General features: G+C 36.8%; 14 protein-coding genes, 1 tRNA gene and 1 pseudogene. 12 read left to right on the top strand and 4 right to left on the bottom strand.

Going from position 1 to position 18,932, the window contains the following annotated elements; translation table 11 throughout:
• Window positions 1-167 precede the first annotated feature (167 nt).
• The 5 genes from ACR42H_RS22740 (at window position 168) to ACR42H_RS22720 (ending at window position 5,787) form a co-directional block, all read left to right on the top strand.
• Window positions 168-1,526, top strand: coding sequence for a spore germination protein (locus ACR42H_RS22740; RefSeq protein WP_436373371.1), 1,359 nt, complete (start codon window positions 168-170; stop codon window positions 1,524-1,526).
• Window positions 1,527-1,581: 55 nt separating this feature from the next.
• The gene (locus tag ACR42H_RS22735) at window positions 1,582-2,670 is read left to right on the top strand and encodes a GerAB/ArcD/ProY family transporter (protein ID WP_436373369.1); all 1,089 of its coding nucleotides are present in this window, start codon (window positions 1,582-1,584) and stop codon (window positions 2,668-2,670) included.
• Window positions 2,671-2,681: 11 nt separating this feature from the next.
• Window positions 2,682-3,785 (top strand): Ger(x)C family spore germination protein, encoded by a 1,104-nt coding sequence (locus ACR42H_RS22730; RefSeq protein WP_436373367.1) that lies wholly within the window; start codon window positions 2,682-2,684, stop codon window positions 3,783-3,785.
• 61 nt (window positions 3,786-3,846) lie between these two features.
• A complete protein-coding gene (locus ACR42H_RS22725) occupies window positions 3,847-4,014 on the top strand; it encodes a hypothetical protein (RefSeq protein ID WP_436373365.1) in 168 nt (55 codons plus the stop codon).
• Between the two features lie 510 nt (window positions 4,015-4,524).
• Window positions 4,525-5,787 carry a helix-turn-helix domain-containing protein gene (locus tag ACR42H_RS22720; protein ID WP_436373363.1) on the top strand — a complete coding sequence of 421 codons (1,263 nt, stop codon included), beginning with the start codon at window positions 4,525-4,527 and terminating at the stop codon, window positions 5,785-5,787.
• 72 nt (window positions 5,788-5,859) lie between these two features.
• On the opposite strand, the gene ACR42H_RS22715 is transcribed toward ACR42H_RS22720, so the two are convergent.
• Complete coding sequence (locus tag ACR42H_RS22715) at window positions 5,860-9,300, bottom strand: S8 family serine peptidase (protein ID WP_436373361.1); 3,441 nt, start codon at window positions 9,298-9,300, stop codon at window positions 5,860-5,862.
• A gap of 431 nt (window positions 9,301-9,731) precedes the next feature.
• Here ACR42H_RS22715 and fosM point away from each other — a divergent pair, with 431 nt between their 5' ends.
• A complete protein-coding gene (fosM, locus tag ACR42H_RS22710; RefSeq protein WP_113885007.1) occupies window positions 9,732-10,154 on the top strand; it encodes a FosM family fosfomycin resistance protein in 423 nt (140 codons plus the stop codon).
• Window positions 10,155-10,448: 294 nt separating this feature from the next.
• On the opposite strand, the pseudogene ACR42H_RS22705 reads toward fosM, so the two are convergent.
• Window positions 10,449-10,885 (bottom strand): annotated as a pseudogene (locus ACR42H_RS22705) (ABC transporter substrate-binding protein); the annotation flags it as partial.
• A gap of 680 nt (window positions 10,886-11,565) precedes the next feature.
• Here ACR42H_RS22705 and ACR42H_RS22700 point away from each other — a divergent pair.
• From ACR42H_RS22700 to ACR42H_RS22675, 6 genes are all read left to right on the top strand, one after another.
• The gene (locus ACR42H_RS22700) at window positions 11,566-13,044 is read left to right on the top strand and encodes an Lsa family ABC-F type ribosomal protection protein (RefSeq protein WP_113884945.1); all 1,479 of its coding nucleotides are present in this window, start codon (window positions 11,566-11,568) and stop codon (window positions 13,042-13,044) included.
• Window positions 13,045-13,389: 345 nt separating this feature from the next.
• Entirely contained in the window at window positions 13,390-14,085 is a 696-nt protein-coding gene (vanR, locus tag ACR42H_RS22695; protein ID WP_113884944.1) for a vancomycin resistance response regulator transcription factor, VanR-F/VanR-M family, read from the top strand.
• Window positions 14,078-15,196, top strand: a complete 1,119-nt coding sequence (locus ACR42H_RS22690; protein WP_436377047.1) for a sensor histidine kinase — start codon at window positions 14,078-14,080, stop codon at window positions 15,194-15,196. Before vanR ends, ACR42H_RS22690 begins: the two co-directional genes overlap by 8 nt.
• Window positions 15,197-15,295: 99 nt before the next feature.
• Window positions 15,296-16,168 carry a VanY-A/VanY-F/VanY-M family D-Ala-D-Ala carboxypeptidase gene (gene vanY, locus ACR42H_RS22685; RefSeq protein WP_436373359.1) on the top strand — a complete coding sequence of 291 codons (873 nt, stop codon included), beginning with the start codon at window positions 15,296-15,298 and terminating at the stop codon, window positions 16,166-16,168.
• A 79-nt stretch (window positions 16,169-16,247) separates the two neighbouring features.
• On the top strand, window positions 16,248-16,871 hold the full coding sequence (locus ACR42H_RS22680) for a VanZ family protein (protein ID WP_113884941.1): 624 nt from the start codon (window positions 16,248-16,250) through the stop codon (window positions 16,869-16,871).
• A gap of 380 nt (window positions 16,872-17,251) precedes the next feature.
• Window positions 17,252-17,767, top strand: coding sequence for a DinB family protein (locus ACR42H_RS22675; RefSeq protein WP_113884940.1), 516 nt, complete (start codon window positions 17,252-17,254; stop codon window positions 17,765-17,767).
• Between the two features lie 233 nt (window positions 17,768-18,000).
• Here ACR42H_RS22675 and ACR42H_RS22670 read toward each other — a convergent pair.
• Together ACR42H_RS22670 and ACR42H_RS22665 are read right to left on the bottom strand one after the other, a co-directional pair.
• Window positions 18,001-18,073: transfer RNA gene (locus tag ACR42H_RS22670), tRNA-Ala, on the bottom strand.
• A 67-nt stretch (window positions 18,074-18,140) separates the two neighbouring features.
• Window positions 18,141-18,839 carry an MgtC/SapB family protein gene (locus tag ACR42H_RS22665; protein WP_009331578.1) on the bottom strand — a complete coding sequence of 233 codons (699 nt, stop codon included), beginning with the start codon at window positions 18,837-18,839 and terminating at the stop codon, window positions 18,141-18,143.
• Window positions 18,840-18,932 lie beyond the last annotated feature (93 nt).

The following is an 18,932-nucleotide window of genomic DNA, read 5'->3' as shown; positions in this document are numbered from 1 at the left end:
GTAAATATTGACTGCCTTTTTATTAGTAAGTGGAATAATAGTTCACCCGCATTGTAAATACTAAGCAATATTTAATGCCGAGGAGTAAAAAATGAACCTAAAAAAATCAGCACCGCCGTCCAAGGAACAATCAATTTCAAAGGACATCGACTCTAATAAAAAAAGCTATGCATTTTACAGATGAAATCAAGGAAAGAACGATAAATATCCAGAAACAAAAGCTGGTGATTGTTTACATGGATTCCATGGTAGATAAACAATCATTGGAGACTAATGTAATTGGACCGATTATTGAAGCATATTCAGAACAAACTTTCAGTAAAAATGGTTTGCAAATCTCTATTATGTCATTAATCAAATCGGCGGAAGTTAAATGTTCAACTAATATAACTGATATCGTAAATGGGCTGCGTACTGGAGCCAGTATTCTATTAGTTGAAAATGATGAAGCAACAGTAATTGCATCTGTACCAACTGCTGAAGATCGTTCTATTCAAGAACCTGAAAATGAAAAAATTATTAAAGGGCCCCGAGATGGTTTTACGGAAAGTTTGAATAAAAACATATACCTTTTACAAAAGAGAAACAAATACGAAAACCTGGTTGCGAAGAATTTTGAAGTCGGAGAAAAGTCGAAAACAAAAATTTCTCTACTTTACATGGATGATTTGGTGGACCGGGATGTATTATCTGAGGTGATACATAGAATACAAAAAATCAAAGTGGAAAGAGTGCAGTCTTCAGGAGAATTGGAAGAATTAATCGAAGATCGAAGCTTTACCATTTTCCCTCAAGTGTTAACAACTGAAAGGCCTGACCGTGCAAATTCCTATCTATTAGAAGGTAAAGTAATCATCATTGTCGATGGAAATCCTCAAATTTTAGTATTGCCAATCACATTTATCAGTTTTTATCAATCACCTGATGATTATAACAACCGCTGGCTTGTAGGATCCTTCTTTCGACTGGTTAGAATGCTGAGTTTTCTTATCGCCATCAGCTTGCCGGCAATTTATATTTCGGTGGTTTCCTTTCATTCCGAAATTCTTCCTATTGGCTTGCTTTATGCTCTTAGAGTCCAAACGGAGTTTATTCCCTTATCACCGTTTCTTGAAGCTATTCTTATGCAAATCATTTTAGAAATATTGAAAGAAGCAGCTATACGGCTTCCATCACCAATCGCTCAAACGATTGGTGTAGTGGGGGGGCTTGTGATTGGTACAGCAATTGTTGAAGCCGGGATTGTTTCGAATGTCATGATTGTTGTGATTGCGTTGACGGCGATAGCTTCTTTTGTTGCCCCTGTTAATCAAATGGGCACTGGGGTAAGAATGCTTGCTTTTCCAATTATGTTTTTAGCGAACTTTTTTGGGTTCTTAGGGATAACAGTATCCCTAACTATGTTATTGACACATCTTTGCAAATTGGAATCGTTCAAGAAACCTTATATGTATCCGATTGCTCCTCTGGACTTTAAAGGCATTAAAGATACATTTATACGTCCAAAGAAGAAAATTCATTTATAAATAGATCTTCATATCAATAAACTATAAACATGAAATCTAATGAGGACTGAGAGTTATGGAGTCAAAACTTGGTTTATCAAAAATGCAAATATTCTTCTTGGTTGTTAATGCACAAGTAGGTATTGGAATGCTCACTTTGCCGAATAAACTGCAAGAAACTTCAAAGCATGATGGCTGGATATCCATTATTTTAACGGGATTATGTATTCAATGCATTTTATTCATATATTGGCTCTTATTAAGACGCTTCCCCAATTCCAATTATCATGAAATTACTAGGAGTATACTTGGAAAACATTTGGGGAAACTTTGTAACTTGGCAACTTTTATCTATTTAATCATGACAACAGCTTACTTGCTGCTGGTGTCTGTAAAATTGATTAGGGAAATCCTATTGGACCGTACACCTTCATGGGTATTAGGCCTATTAATTTTTACAATGTGCATGTATCTATGTACCAGCAGCATCCATGTTTTTGCTAGAATCATTCTTGTCCATTCCGTTTTATTTTTATTTTTATTCATTCTATCGTTTTTTCCGTATACCCTTAACATGGATTTCAGGAATATATTCCCGATAGGAAGTTCGGGTTTGAAAAATATAATTTTCGGATTTAAAGAATCTTATATCTCTTTTTTGGGATTTGAAATTATATTGTTTTTATACCCGCTGGCTGCTGATAAAAATAAGGCATTTTTAAAAAATATATCATATATAAATTTATTTGTTAGTGGCTTAACCGTTTACTTAACAATCCTTGCGACACTGGTTTTTAACAGTAATCTCTTAGCTCAATTGAAATATCCTATTATCTATATGTTTCGTCCTTTACAGTTTGAAGCTTTAGATCGAATGGACCTGATTTTCTTTTCTATGTGGGCCATTCCATTGGTATTATCTGTTTCCGTTTTTCTTTTCTTTTCAAATGTATTTCTGAAATATGATGGTAAACACAGATCGTTTCCTGTCACTGGTATTCTGATTTTCGCATTATTCCTTCTGGCTAAAAAGTCAAATGTCATGCTTGATTATTATTTGAATTTTGTTACATTATATAGTTATTTTATTATTGGTATTATCCCATTAACTCTTTTACTAATATCTGCCGTCTTAAGAATTAAGGAAAAGGGGGAGACGATTTGAGATCGTTTCATTTGGGTGTTGTATTAATAGCAATAACATTATTACTAGCAGGGTGCTGGAATCAAAGTCCCTTAAGAGATAAAGTTATCATAAATGGTATAACCTTTGACACTTCTGAAGATGAACCTGATATGCTTCAAACATCTGTCCGGGCATTAAATATACAAGGATCTGGTGGAGGAAAGTTTACCATTAAAGATGAAATGGCCAAGTCACAAGGGAAAAATGTAATTGAAATTGATATTAATTATACGAATAAAATTCCTGGGGAGCTGGATTTAAGCAAGGCATACGTCATTGTGATAGGGGAGGAATTAGCGAAATCAAAAGGGATTTTGCCATTGTTGGAACCGATTGGAAGATCGAGGTATGGAGATATTACTTCAAAGGTGATGATTGCAGAAGGAAGAGGCACGGATATCTTGTCCATTCAAATGGAGAATAGTCCATTAGCATTTAGATTATTAAAGATGTTCGGAAACGCTGAGGAAAGAACTCACATACCAAAAGAAAACACTTTTTCGATATGGAATAAGATTACAGACCATGAAGATTCCATAATCCCACTCGTAAGAAAATCGGGTCCCAATCAGATCGAAATTTCAGGTACTGCTCTTTTTAATGGGGATAAATATACCGGATATTCTCTGTCACCTGAGCAATCCACTTTACTATTAATCATGGACAACCGTTTTAACAAACTCAATTTTTTTAATATAGACCATGACAATAAAGAGATGAACCCCTTTGCCATTATTATTAATAGAATCAAACACCAGACAAATCTAAAGCTGGATGAAGATAATAAAGATGGGGAAATTGTCTTTGAGGTAGATATCAAATTAGATGCAGAAATCAATTACTATGAAGGCATAATATCAAATAATGACATTAAAAAATTTAACAGACTTGCTTCTGATTACTTAACTGACCAAGCAAATAAAGTGACAAATATATTAATTGATGCTGAAAGTGACGTACTAGGTATCCAAAAGGAAATATCAGTTCAGTACCCGCAATATCTTAATAATAAAGAATGGAAAAATATTTATAGTGAAATTCAAATTAAACCAAATTTTAGTGTTGAAATAACGGGTACCCAAAATATAAAGTAACTTTCAATTTTATACAATAATGTAATTGAACAAAAGTGAATTAAGTTACTCATTGATAATAATGGGAGAGGAGATTTTTCAGAACTTTGAATTAGAGGGATTAGTGGAAAAAGGGGACCAGAAACTAACGAAGCTGTTGAGCCAATATTTCACTAACCGCTTAGAGGATCTCCAGAATATGTCCATGCCGATTGTTGTAGGAATAGGAATCCAAAACAATGAGATGTAGCAATGTAAGATAGCGCTTCGAAAGTATTACTTTCGAAGAGAAAGTGCAAAATGCAAAAGCCGCGATTGTTTATTACCATTTGATGTTGAAATAGCAGTTAGTCAGGAGAAGTGACTAATTAAACTTCTGACTTTAGTGTAAAAATAATGAGTCGCAAAATATAAAATAACCAGTTAGAATAGATTGTATAATTGATATTGTAGAATTGATAATCCCCTATTTGTATACATCAATATAAAAGTTCTGGTGATCATCGCTTATTATTGATTCCAAGAGAAAACCATTTTACCTCATTTTAAATATTCTTTTCACTGTTTTCTTTGGGACGTTCACTTCCTTCTGCAGTGACCCTCTATACTGTCATTCGACTCTAATAAAAAGTCATTAACAAGATATTTTCTTATTTGAAGAAACAAGAAAGCAGTCAAGGCGAAAATAGATGCTATCACTTAGGATCAAGCCATGAAGGGTGGACTTTATTATTGGCAAAAAGGAAAAGGTGAATAAATCATGAATGTTGCTCTATTTCAAGAAATTCAAAAATATATGCAATTAAAAAATTGGAATAAAACACAACTTTCAAAGGAATCCGGTATTCATATTAGCGAGATTAGCCGGATACTGAATAATAGGCAGCCGCTTTCTCTGCAAAATTTAGATGCCATTACACATGCTCTCGGCCTTTCTGAAGGTTTACTGTATTCATACTATATAGAAGAATGTCTAAACGAAGGAAATCGCATTGATAAGCGGAGAAGTATACAGTTCTTGTATAAGTGTGCAGCAGAAGGGCGTAAAAAGCATTTTAGTAATTTGATAGATTTAATGCTGGAAGAAAATTCAAAAACATTTAGAAAGAAAAATTTATTATACATCTTTTCTGTAGCCGAAGAGCTATTTCAGGCAGGAAAAGGGGAGCAGGCTCTTCCACTCTATGAAGTTATTATTGAGAATGATTCCGATCGTTTTTCTGAAAATGTAGCAATCAGCTATTTCAGGAGATTTTATATCGTAAGATTGACAGACAAAGGCCAGCATGCACTGACTCATGTACTAGATCAATTGGCATACATGCCAATTGATATTAGGAAAGAAGCATACATGTGGATCATGGCAGATTACTATCGGCGGGAAGATTGGGGGCAAGTACTGATTTATGCTGAAAAATTAAAAAAAATGGAAGATGGAGGCGAGTATTATGGACGGGCTTTGATGTATAAGAGTTTTGCTCTGACAAGATTAGGTGCCTCACTTGAAGAAGTATTGGACCTTATTAAAGAATACGCACATATAAACGAATTCTTTTCAGATATAGCTGTTGGAAATCGCTTTGTTGCCCTTTTGGATTTTGGACAGTTGCAATATGTGGATGAATATCTTTCCTGGCTGGAACATAGGGACGATATATATGCCGGTCTGCCGAGGATATTGGAGTCGTATATACAGTTAAATCGATTAGGGGATTCAAAAAGATTAATAGAAAGATTCAATCATGTCATTAAAGATATGGCCATAAGCAAGGAACCGTGGCTAAAAGAAAAGATGTATTGGGATTTTCGCTACGCTCATGCTTTGCTTCAATGTAAATGCAATCAATTTGAAAAAGGTTTAATGGATCTATTAGAAGTGGCAGCAACATCAAACAAAATAGGTAACATAGAAAGGTTTAAAAAGTGTCTGTTAGCCTTTTGGCAATACAGAATTTATGCTGATGCCCTCCATGAAGAGAAATATACCCAGTTATTAATGACTAATCAAGTTGAAGCTAAGTAGTTCAAAAAATTAATCTTTTATCTTAATAAAAAGCCAAGAAAATCCACAATCAGGATTCCTGGCTTTCTTTTATTAATGCTTTACTGTGATTTTCTTAGGTTCAGATGTTAACGATAAACCTTTTTCATCTGTCCCTGTAACCGTTACATAGTAGTCTCCATTTGGATATTCTTCACTTGGATACCACTTCAAACCGTATATTGAATGTTCATCTTCGATATCTGCATATTCCAGCATATTTCCTTCTGAGTCAGAGATTTCAATGTGCCAGTCCAATCGCTTGTAACCAAAAATGAGCATAGATGCTGGTTTTGTTTCATTAATGTTGGATCCCGATACTTGCCAGAAATTGATGAACGGGTCTGCGTGAAGCAGCTCTTCGTTCCCCCAATAGTTCACCCCTACATTGTGTACTCCATCAAGGGCGGATATCATCACGATCTCAGGTTTTTCATCTGATATATACTCCATTGTTCCCGCCTCAAGGGATTTTCTCTTGCCATTCATCCAGAGCATACTTCCGGTATACCCGGTGTTTTCTTCTTGTACATCCCAAGTGATTTTATAGTTGCCATCTTCTTGATCTTCCACTTGAATGTTCTCAACTCCAGGGGCAGCTCCGTCCATTTTGAATGGGATTTTCGTCTGCTGCGGTTCTGCTCCTTCATAATTTAAAGTGCTTTCATACACATAATAATAATCACCATCAGGCAGTATGTTGCCTTCATTGTCCCTTCCGTCCCATAATATGCCATCAAATCCGTAATAGAAGTCTCTGTAGGCCATGATATTTTTCCGGAACGCATTAGGACTGCCGTCTTCTGTGTATTCACTGAAATTCGTAATATCCGCGACGGTATTTCCGTCTTTATCCTGGACACTTAAGGACATTTCCTTCAAATTTCTGAAGGCTGTAAAAGAAGGATAAATTCCTGTCACAATTGAGTTTGGCGAATACCCAATCTTTTCAGGATTGAATTTGCCAGTGCTGTTGTCATAGCCCATTGGCAGGTTCAGCAGATCATTCCAAAGGACTGTATAAGGAAGATATGCATCGCCGTTTACAGGGCTTTCATCGATGTTGTCAAGTGAACCCCAATTGCCGTAGAAGCCCATGAATGGCATGGTCAATGTAGACAGATCCTTTACAGAGCTTCCTTTTGGAACGAAGCGGACATAACCTTCCACAAAGCGATCTTTACTCAGATTCTCCGGAAGAGTCACAGAGATTGTCACTTCGTCATCGCGGTGTGGCTTGTATTGGATCTTGCTTTCGCCTTGGGTTCTGCCGTTAATCTTTATAACAGCGTCTTCAACCGGGAAACTGTTTAATGTCAAGTACTCTTTATTCTTTCCTTTTACGGATCTCGTTTCTGTTTCATCCGTCAGTACATCTACCTGAATTTCAAATTGGTGATTCGCTTTTTCCAGCTTCTTCGCCAGAGGTTCTACATCCAGTGTAAAATCGAATGTTCGTCCGACTTCCTTAAGTGCTATAGATGCTGCCTGCTCGAGCGGTACACCAATCTGTTTTAATAGATAAGGTGTCTCTACTGCCTGTTCAATCTTCATGAGGCCGGATCCTTGGCGCCTTGGTGAATAAGGTGTGTTTTCATGCTTCGGATTTTTCAAAATGTCAGATGTGTTCATAAGAGCCATTTTTGCCTTCAAGACGGTTTCTTCATTTTTAGGCAGCCCTACTTCCTGGTAGTACTTTTGCAAAAGCAGTGCTGCCCCTCCCGCTACTTGCGGACTCGCCATGGAAGTACCGCTCATAGCTTCATATTCATTATTCAGGACAGTTGAGGTGATTTTTCCGCCAGGCGCTGTAATTTCCGGTTTAAAGCTCAAGTCTGTCGGTGCCCCGTAAGAAGAGAAATCCGACATCGGCTCTGTAGCCGGGTTCTGTACCCACATGCCTTCATCTGAAAGACCCACTGTAATCCTTTCACCACTTTGAAGTCTTTCCATCAGTTTATTTCCTTTTTTCAGCTCAGTCGTGACAGCTGGAATGGAGTTCGGCGAGAATCTAAGGTTTGGGAAATCTGAAAGTTCGTCTGGAGGGATTACAATAAGTGCTTCCGCTCCTTTTTTGGCTACTCCATATTGAAGAGTTGTATATGTAGAATAAGATTGAGCTGGTTTGGCGACGGCAATCTTGCCTTCGAGGTCTAATCCATCAAGATCATCACCGAAACCTTCGCCGGCAAAAACAAGCTCATATTCTGTACCTGCTTCAAGTCCTTCAGACAATTTTTTAGCAGATGATTGATTTTGGTATGCCAGCATGGTTTCATCGTTCAGCATAAGGGATTCGACTCTCATTAAGTCATTTTCGGAAGATGCTACTTGAAGCGCTGAAGGTGTAATCCCAGGATCACCTACCACCCCGATATCCGGATTTTTCGCCAATGGCAGGTCAGTGGTCGGCAGCAGGTTCTGCTTCGTGCTGTAAGAAGAATTACCTGCTGAAGCGACTACCAGAACACCGTTATCTGTCGCAAATCTGACTGCCCGCTGAACCGGATCGTTTGGGTCAACCATTCCTGCATCAGATCCCAAGCTCATGTTGATGACATCTGCTCCTGCTTCTACTGCATGATAAATTCCTGCTGCAATGTCATCGTCGTATGCGTATCCCCTCGAATCAGAAAACACTTTCTCAGCAATCAGCTGGACATCCGGCGCTACACCGACTGCTTTTTTCTGAGATTCTTCAAAAGCTCCGACAATTCCGGCCACATGTGTGCCATGCTTATTACTTGCCGGTATGACATCCGTATCTTTATCGGCCCAGTCATAACCTGTAGGGACTTTATCTGAATACCAGATGTCATTTACTTCCGTTTTATTCAATGTTGTCTGGATATTGACTTCATTGTATTTCGCATGTTTCTTTCCGTTTTCGGTAAGCTGAAGCGCTTCATGACTGTGATCGATTCCCGAATCCACAATTGCGACGACCATTCCGTCCCCTGTGTAATTGTATTTGGTCCATACATTCATTGCTTCAACAATTTCATTGCTATTTATATCGTGATGCTCATATGTTTTCGAGATGCGGATGTCCTTAACGCCAGCCGTTTTTTGGATCTTTTCTGCTTCTCCAATAGTTGTCTCCATACTGAAGCCGTAAAAACCTTCAGAATATGTATGAATTACTTCTGAGGCACCGCTCCTTTTTTTCATAAAGCTGCTCTTTACTTGTTTGACCTTCTGTTCAGGTTTTTCTGTTTTGTCTACTTCTACTTCAACTATTAATCTTATATTCTCTTTAGGATCGAACTTGTTTAGGCCCTGTCCGTATATTGGGTGATCACTTGCACTATCTTTCCATAGGTTATCTAATTCAGACCTAGCCTGTTTTGACAGAGGTATTGCCTGTCCATTCTGTTTTGGCAGTTCAAACTCTGCGCCAGCCGGTGTTGTAATGCTTCCGGCAATTAGAGCAGAAATACCGATTGCAGACATTTTTCTCTTAAAGGAACTCTTCATCTTCTCACCCTTTTTCATATTTTTTTTGAAGATACATAGATTTTTATCCCCTGTGAATTCTCCCCCCTTTGTTTATTGTTCAATTATTCATTTCTATTAATATAGAAATATCCCTATTGGGGGAATTTTTCAGTCCATTATGTCGAAAGCCAATCTATAGTTCCTTATTATTCTGTGAAAATAGATTTTCCATTTTCCTGATAGTGAAGAAAGACCGGTAAAGCCAAGGTGGTGATTGGGGGAATCCGCCTGCACACTATTTATGAATTGCTAGAAAGGCTGGTTCACAGATAAAAAATAGGGAGATACTCCTGGAAACAAAAGTTCTCTCCGCTATAATCGAATGTAATGGCAGTGCATCAAAAATGACAGGTTAAACAAACGGGGCAGAATGCTTCAATAAAATTTTGTATAATGAGTATATAAAAAAACAAGTTTGGGGTGATTTGGTGTCAATAGTAGGCATTAATCATTTTTTATTTTCAGTTTCCAATTTAGAAACTTCTATTGAGTTTTATAAAAATGTGTTTGGTGCAAAGTTGGTAGTTAAAGGAAGAAGTACTGCCTATTTTGATTTAAACGGTATATGGCTTGCCCTTAATGAAGAAAAGGATATACCTCGTACTGAAATTTGCCAATCATATACACATATAGCTTTTTCGATAGAAGAAGCTGAATTTGATAATAAGTTTCGTAAACTAAAAGAATTGAAGATAAACATCCTGTCAGGTCGTCCAAGGGACGAAAAAGATAAAAAGTCTATTTACTTTACTGATCCGGATGGGCATAAGTTTGAATTTCATACAGGTACTTTACAAGACAGACTAGATTATTACAAAAAGGAAAAAACACATATGGAGTTTTACAATTAAATGATTATGCACAAATTTGCTGGGTTGAATCAGCTGCCTATTTCTGGCCGCTTTTTCTTTTTAAACAAAAGGGGTAGGTTGTCCGATAGGTAATATTCACCACTGTGTAATTCAGACGCAATTTATTCCAATAAAAAAACCGCATAACTGCGATGATTGTGCCATTCCTGCTTTCTAATATATCCCGTTTAAATTGGTACAAGAAAAGGCTATGAACAAACGAGATTACTGGATGAAGAAAGAATCTCTTTATTAACGAACATGTATAACAAGCTGAAAAATGCCAATCTCCTCAATTGATACTTTTTTCTGCAATTGATCTCCAAGTTGTTCTTTTAGATTCGCTACACGTGTATCAAAATCATTCAGTACTTTATTGCCAGTTTCTTCATTGTTAATGGCTTTAGCATAGTGTTTGCAGTTTTCTTTCCAATCCCCACCAAGGTTTTCAGCAAACACTGTTGGTGCAATTTGACTTAATTTGTCGTAGATAGCTTCTTGACGTACTTTATTTCCAATAATTAAGTCTGGTTTTAATGACATGGTGGTTTCTAAACTTGGCTCCAATTCAGTTCCAACGCTTTTAACATTTTTCATTTTTTCTTGAATATGGTCATACCAAGGATTACCTAACCAGGATTCAACTGCCCCTACAGGCGTTATACCCATAGAAAGTAATGCTTCTGTCCCTTCATTGTTAAAATGACTATTCGTTTTGGTGTACCTTGAATTTAAGTAGAACCCATTGCAATCTCTTTTTGCTCATGGTAATTTTCACTTTACTTCTTCTTTCAGCATGTGGAAACACAAGTAATAAAACTAGCAGTAACGGGAAAGATAATGAGCAAAATAATGGAGGGAATACATACACAGTGGAACATGAAGAAGATGCTACGGATGTCACCTATATGATGTTGGGCAGGAATTGGGAGTCTAAGCGATATGAAATATTGTGATATTGTATTCAGGGAAAAAAATTGTTACTATAAAGATACGATTTATGAGAGGATTGATGGATGGACAATGATTAACTGATCTATATTTTTATTTGAAATGAATAAGTTCAAACATCAAAATATAGGGTTAGTCTATCCATTTTTATAATACACTTTTATTTGTCATGATTCCGTTGGCAAATTGGAGCTTCATGAATATCATTGAAAGACTAATCCTTCCAATTATAAATGGGAGGTTTTTTTATAGATCAAAGATAAGATAGGTAGTATTAAAATTTAATCTGAAAAATAAAGGAGACAGAGAAATGAGCACTTCAGACACTATTGTTACGCATGTAATACTCCGTATAAGTCGTTAGTATCCATCAAACTTATACGGGGAAAAAGCAGAATAGATGGGTATGCCGACTTTGTATAAAAAGAAAAATGAATTGATATACAAAGGAGGAATAATTATGTCGATGATAAAGGTACAAGACTTAACTTTTTCTTATCCAGGAAGCTTTGACAATATTTTTGAGGGTGTAAACTTTCAAATAGATACAGATTGGAAACTTGGATTTATTGGGAGAAATGGACGAGGTAAAACAACATTCTTTAATTTGTTATTAGGAAATTATGAGTATAGCGGGACAATCATCTCTTCTGTAGAATTTAATTATTTCCCTTATCCCGTATCGGATAAAAATAAGTATACGCATGAAATCCTAGAAGAGATTTGCCCACAGGCAGAAGATTGGGAATTTTTTCGTGAAATATCCTATCTAAATGTTGATGCAGAGGTCATGTACCGCACATTTAAAACATTATCAAATGGGGAACAAACAAAGGTATTGCTTGCTGCATTATTTTTGAATGAGGGCCAATTTCTTTTGATTGATGAGCCAACCAATCATCTGGATACTGATGCGCGAAAGGTGGTCTCTGATTATCTAAGGAAGAAAAAAGGATTTATTTTAATTTCACACGATAGAATCTTTTTAGATGGCTGCGTTGATCATATCTTATCTATAAATAGAGCAAATATTGAAGTACAGAGTGGTAACTATTCTTCATGGAAGCTAAATTTTGATCGGCAGCAAGAACACGAAGAGGCGGCAAATCAGCGTTTGCAAAAAGACATTGGGAGATTAAAGCAATCTTCAAAGCGTTCAGCAGGCTGGTCTAATCAAGTGGAGTCTTCCAAGAATGGGACAACGAATTCGGGCTCTAAGCTGGACAAGGGGTTTGTAGGACATAAAGCAGCAAAGATGATGAAAAGAGCAAAGAACCTGGAAACAAGGCAGCAAAAAGCGATTGAGGAAAAATCAAAACTGCTTAAAAATGTGGAAAAAACCGAATCATTAAAATTAGAGCCATTTGAATTTCAGTCCAATGAATTGATTTCTTTGGCTGATGTGTCTGTCAAGTACGGTGACCAAATAGTAAATAAGCCCATTAGTTTTAAAGTTGAACAAGGGGACAGAATTGTACTTGATGGAAAGAATGGAAGCGGAAAAAGCAGTATTTTAAAACTAATTCTAGGAACTCCGATTCAGCATACAGGCTCAATGAATGTAGGTTCCGGCCTTATCATTTCCTATGTTCAGCAAGATACCTCGAATTTAAAGGGGCTGTTATCGGATTTTATTGAAGAGCATAAAATTGATGAGACTCTATTTAAATCCATTTTGCGAAAGATGGACTTTGACCGGATACAATTTGAGAAAGATATTGCTCATTATTCCGGCGGCCAAAAGAAAAAGCTGCTTATAGCTAAAAGTTTATGTGAAAAAGCTCATTTATATATTTGGGATGAACCGTTAAATTTTATTGATATATATTCGCGAGTGCAGATTGAAGAGCTTATTCAAAGATTTAATCCCACAATGGTTATTGTTGAGCACGATCAGGCATTTCAACAAACAGTTGCTACAAAAATAATATTTATGTAGCAAAGAAGGAGAATTGAATATAAACCAGGTTAATAAACAATGCTATCTTTCTTTTAAAACCGGCTGTGATTGCAGCCGGTCTTTTTATTCAATAATTGGGGAAGTGTCCGAATTTCTTGAAGTTGTGAAGAGTTGTATTTGCATTTATTAAGCCAAATTTACGATATAACGGTAGTATTAGAATAAATAATACTAGAAATTTCTCATGAATGCACCGGGGATTTAGTAGAAGAGTTGCGTTTATTTGAACGATATGACCAATTTTTGAAAAAGAAAAGGAAATAATAGAAAATGGATATAATTTAATATATATCTGCATGCTAACTTTTATTTAGGAGTGGGAAGATGAGAGATATTTCGATATTAATTGCTGATGATGAGGAGGACATTGCTGATCTGGTTTCCATTCATTTAGAAAAAGAAGGGTATCATGTTATTAAAGTTTCGGATGGACAAGAGGCTGTTCGTGCAGTCGAGACTCAATCGATTGATCTGATGATTTTGGATATTATGATGCCGAAAATGGATGGATATGAAGTAACCCGCCGCATTCGCGAACAGTATAATATGCCAATCATCTTTTTGAGTGCTAAAACATCTGACTTTGATAAAGTACAGGGACTGGTCATTGGAGCAGATGATTATATGACTAAACCATTTACCCCTATCGAATTGGTTGCCCGTGTAAATGCCCATCTCCGGCGTTTTATGAAGCTAAATCAGCCTAAAACAGATAATAAAAACAGCTTGGAATACGGCGGGTTAGTCATTACTCCTGATCAGCGCACAGTAACCCTTTACGGTGAAAGCATCGTGCTTACGCCGAAAGAGTTTGACATTTTGTATTTACTTGCGAGTTATCCAAAGAAGGTATATAGTGTGGAGAATATTTTTCAACATGTATGGGGAGAAGCATACTTTGAAAGTGGCAACACTGTCATGGTACATATTCGTACGCTGCGAAAAAAACTTGAAGAAGGCGAGCAGAACCACAAATGGATTAAAACCGTGTGGGGAGTTGGGTATTCCTTCAATGGTTAAAATGGTGCACAGCTTTCGTTCAAAGATGGTGCTCTTATTTGGTTTAAGTATGATTTTTTCTGGACTTATAACGTTTATAGCCTTTAAAGCCCTGCAATTCTATTATCACGCAAATGCCCAATATGGTGACCGGCTGGAATATTATCGGAAAATCATGAAACAATTTGGCGACATTAATGTCTTTTTACTGCTGTTCATCCCGCTTTCGTTCATATTCTTTTATTTACTCACGAAGCGCTATTCCAGCTATTTTAACGAGATTTCAACCGGAATTCATCATCTCTCCCGGGGAGACTTTTCACATCATGTTCAAATAGAGTCAAATGATGAATTTCGAGATATTGCCCATGATATTAATTTGGCAAGTGAAAAATTGAAACAAGCTGTAGAAAGAGGAGATTTCTCGGAAAGCAGCAAGGATCAATTAGTCATAAATCTAGCTCATGATTTACGGACTCCGCTTACCTCTGTTTTAGGATATTTGGATTTGGTTCTTAAGGATGAGACCTTGACTAAAGAACAAGTCAGACATTTTTTATCAATTGCCTTTACTAAATCTCAGCGTTTAGAAAGACTAATTGATGAATTATTTGAAATAACTAGAATGAACTATGGTATGCTTCCAGTTGAAAAAAGGAGAATAAATTTAATTGACTTGCTTAATCAATTAAAGGAAGAATTGTATCCTGTATTTAAAAAGAATCAACTGGCTGCCCGGATGGATAGTACATCCCATCTACCTATTTTGGGCGATGGAGAATTGTTAGCACGTGTGTTTGAAAACCTTCTGACAAATGCTATTCGTTATGGATATGAAGGTAAGTATGTGGATATTAAAGGCTTTATTGATGCAGAAGAAGTGGTCGTTCAGGTTATGAATTATGGAGATAGCATTCCTCCGGATGAACTCCCGCATCTCTTTGATATGTTCTATACTGGTGACAAAGCACGAACGCAGCAAGAAGATAGCACTGGTCTAGGCTTGTTCATTGCGAAGAATATTGTGGAGCAGCATAATGGAACAATTACTGTTGAAAGCAGTGTCATCCAGACAGTTTTTGAAGTTCGTTTACCAAAGGAAAGTGAACCAATTAAAGAAGATTTGCTGTAAGTGTACAGGATTTAAGAAAAATTTAATATTTACCCTACTCTTTATTTTAATAGTTTTCCTTATTCTTTTAAGCAGAGAAGAATAAGGGGGAACTGAAGAATGAAGAAGTGGGGTTTTTTATTTTTATTATTATTGTGCTTAGGGTTAACTTTCGTTAAAATTGACCCTTTTTTTGAACCGAAAGTAGAAATACAAAACAATGATCAAAATGAAAATGATAAAGAAGGTAGAAGAACTTCTGAAAATATCCAAAAAGAGATTGAAGAAGAACAAATCTATCAAGGAAATCTGCTTTTGGTCAACAGTGAATATCCGGTTCGCCCGGAGAGTATTAAATCGGATGTCATCAATCTAGCAGCGTACAATGAATTGACAAAGGGCTACAGGCTGGTAAACAGCGAAATTTATTTGTCTGAGGACGTTGCCCGTGAATTTTCAGAGATGATCGCTGCAGCCGAAAAGGAAGGAGTTCGAAATTTCTCTATTACCAGCGGTTTTCGAGGCTTTGAAGAGCAAAGTGTGCTTTATCAAGAGATGGGTTCTGACTATGCCTTGCCAGCTGGATATAGCGAACACAATTTGGGCTTATCGCTTGATGTAGGATCCACTCAAATGAAGATGGCAGATGCACCTGAAGGAAAGTGGCTAGAAGAAAATGCTTGGAAATATGGATTCATTTTACGCTATCCAGAGGACAAGACCGACATAACAGGAATTCAATATGAACCGTGGCACATCCGCTTTGTTGGTTTGCCGCATAGTGCGATTATGAAGGAAAAGAATTTTGCTTTAGAAGAATATTTAGACTACCTGAAAGAAGAAAAACAAATCTCTGCTAGTATGAATGGGGAAAAATACATGATTACTTATTACCCGATTACTCAAAACAGGACGATTAGCGTACAGAAAAATAGCTATTTTGAGATTTCAGGTAACAATATAGATGGAGTAATTGTGACCATTCACGAATGATAAGTGAAAAAAGAAAACCGGCAGGATTGTTGAATAACATAAGCAAACCTTCAATAGATCAGAGGTGTTTTTCTAAGATATGACTAAAAAAACAGCACTTATTTTGACAACTATTCTTTTTCTTCCATTATTAATCGCCTATCTATGGTTTTATGGTCGATTTGGGCACTATTTGCTCAGGCTCATGTTTGGGATGGCAGCTTTTGATAGTATCTGGCCGGCCGCGGCTCTCTTTCTTTTGACCAGTCTGGTTATTTCGGCTAATATTTACCAGCTTTGCCGTGGGCAATTTTACAAATGGTTTGTATGGTTGGAAGGAATCTTGTATTTTCTAAGCAGCATGAATTTTATTCTTTTCAAGACTTACGGTGATGGCATTGCCAGAATTAATCTGCAGTGGCGGGCGGTCTTCTGGAATTCTAATGCAGAAACTTTGGCCAATATCCTGATTTTTATTCCTATTGGTTGGATGCTTTATCTTCTGTTTCGAGGTTTCTGGCGGACAATGTTCGTTGGATTGCCTTTGGTCCTGCTGATTGAACTCTCTCAATATGTTTTTCGTCTAGGTGTCACGGATGTCGTGGATGTGATGACCAACATGACGGGGATTTTGTCAGGTTTTCTGATCTTTGCTTTAATCAGGCTCTTTGGCGTCAAATTTTATGACAGAGGGATTTATTGGGCTTTTAGACAAGAAGGTTAGCAGACAAGACAAAAAGCGCCTTTTTGACACTTAATTAATTTAAGTCTTCGTAATAGGCGAACATGGCTATGTTGATGCAAGAGGTCGTCTAGAGTTTATAAAACTTACTTTAAGAACGTTTAAGATATTGTTAATAAACTTACACTTAAAAAGCTTCTTCTATATGAATCTAATTAAATAAGTATTTATATTTTAAGAAACACACTTTTTAATTGCCAAATACGTTCCTGTTTTAAGTTTATGAGGAAATTTACTTAAACGAACGGGTTCTTTTGTCTAATAAGGTGTCTTAATGATCTTCAACAATCGGGCAGGGCTTCTTACAGTGAATACCGAAGTATTTATTGAGGTGGAATTTAGCTATAAGGGAGGAATCTTTTATGGGAAAACATCATGCGTTAAAACTGTATGATTATCACGTTTGGGCGAATAAAAAGTTTTTTGAGCGCTTGAAAGAATTGCCCAAGGATATTTATGATCGGGAAATACAAAGTGTTTTTTCCTCGATTGCGAAGGCTCTTGTCCATATTTATATGACAGATACAATATGGCTTGGTGTAATGCAGGAGAATAGTATGGAAGAAGTTCAAGCTTCTATTGCCATTGCTCAAGAAAAGACAAAGGATAAAAGTCTTGAAGAAATGGAAAAGCTGTTTCAAAGTTTGTCAGAGGAATATCAAAAGTTTCTTAACAATGTTAGTGATTTGGATAAAGAGATTACCCCAGTGCATCCTAAATTCGGGCGTTTGGATACTCATTTTTCTGAATTGGTTCAGCATGTTGTTAACCATGGCACTTATCACCGCGGAAATCTTACGGCAATGATACGACAACAGGGTTATTCAAGTGTATCTAATGATTATGTTTTTTATCTTTATGATAGCACGAAAAAATAGGTTTTTGCTTAACTTTGTTTCGAAAGGTAAGTAAGATTTTGGATCTAATTAAGACCTGAAGGAGATAAGACAAAAAGACAGAGTCAGAATTGGCAATGTACATTCACAGGATAGCAATCTTAGAGGTGGATTCTCATGAAACAAATTTCATAATCCAGCGACAATAACTTTCTTACCGAATCGCCAAGTATTGAAGAAATAAAAAAAGCCTTGATAAACAAGGCTTTTTCCTATGGAGAATAGGGGGCTCGAACCCCTGACCTCAACGCTGCCAGCGTTGCGCTCTCCCAGCTGAGCTAATCCCCCGAGTAGTGGTACAAGAAAAATTATAACCACATCGGAGTTATCTTGCAAGAGGAATTATTAAAAAATTTTACTGCATACTATCGATTTCCATGCACTGCACTCCAGGAATACTTGAAACGCTGTAATAAACATCCGTAGTTCTTCTTTTGTAGTCGACGGCAACTATCAGCTGTACCAGATGCAGATGTTCATCTTCCAGGTCTTTAATGCGAATATGTTTTATAGATATATCAAGGTCTTTTACCGCTGGGATGATGTCAGCAATATTTTCTTTATCCCTTACCTTCAGCTGCAGGTTAATTTCTTTTTCTCTTAAGCGTTTGGGACCAATTAAGCCCATAATAAAAGGAATTACCTCCACTGAAATAATCAGCAGCGCCACTCCGGCCATTGCTTCAATATAAAAGCCGGCTCCTACAGCAATTCCGATTCCTGCTGCACCCCAAATTAAAGCGGCTGTTGTAAGGCCCGAAATACTGTCATTTCCCCTCCTTAAAATAACGCCTGCACCCAAAAAGCCGATGCCTGAAACAATCTGGGCAGCTAAACGGAGAGGATCCATCGTTATGTTGATGTCATCATTGCCAGGAAACATATAAGCCGATTCTATAGACACGATAGTCAGCAGGCAGCTTACTATGGAAATAACTAAACTTGTCTTTAAGCCGACCGGCTTTCTTTTTAATTCTCTCTCCAGGCCGATAACAAGTCCAAGGACTGCTGAAATCCCCAGCTTCATTAATATTTCTATCTCTAAACTGCTCATAATATCTCCCGCTTTTTTATGTATTGTATATCCAAAATATGATTTTAAAAATCCTGCTATAATAAAACCATAGTAAAAGTTTGACTACACGTT

It is taken from the genome of Cytobacillus sp. BC1816, from assembly GCF_051353635.1.
Lineage (GTDB): Bacteria > Bacillota > Bacilli > Bacillales > Cytobacillaceae > Cytobacillus > Cytobacillus oceanisediminis_C.
The sequence above is the reverse complement of the archived record's forward strand: the minus strand, read 5'-3'. Positions and strand labels throughout refer to the sequence as shown.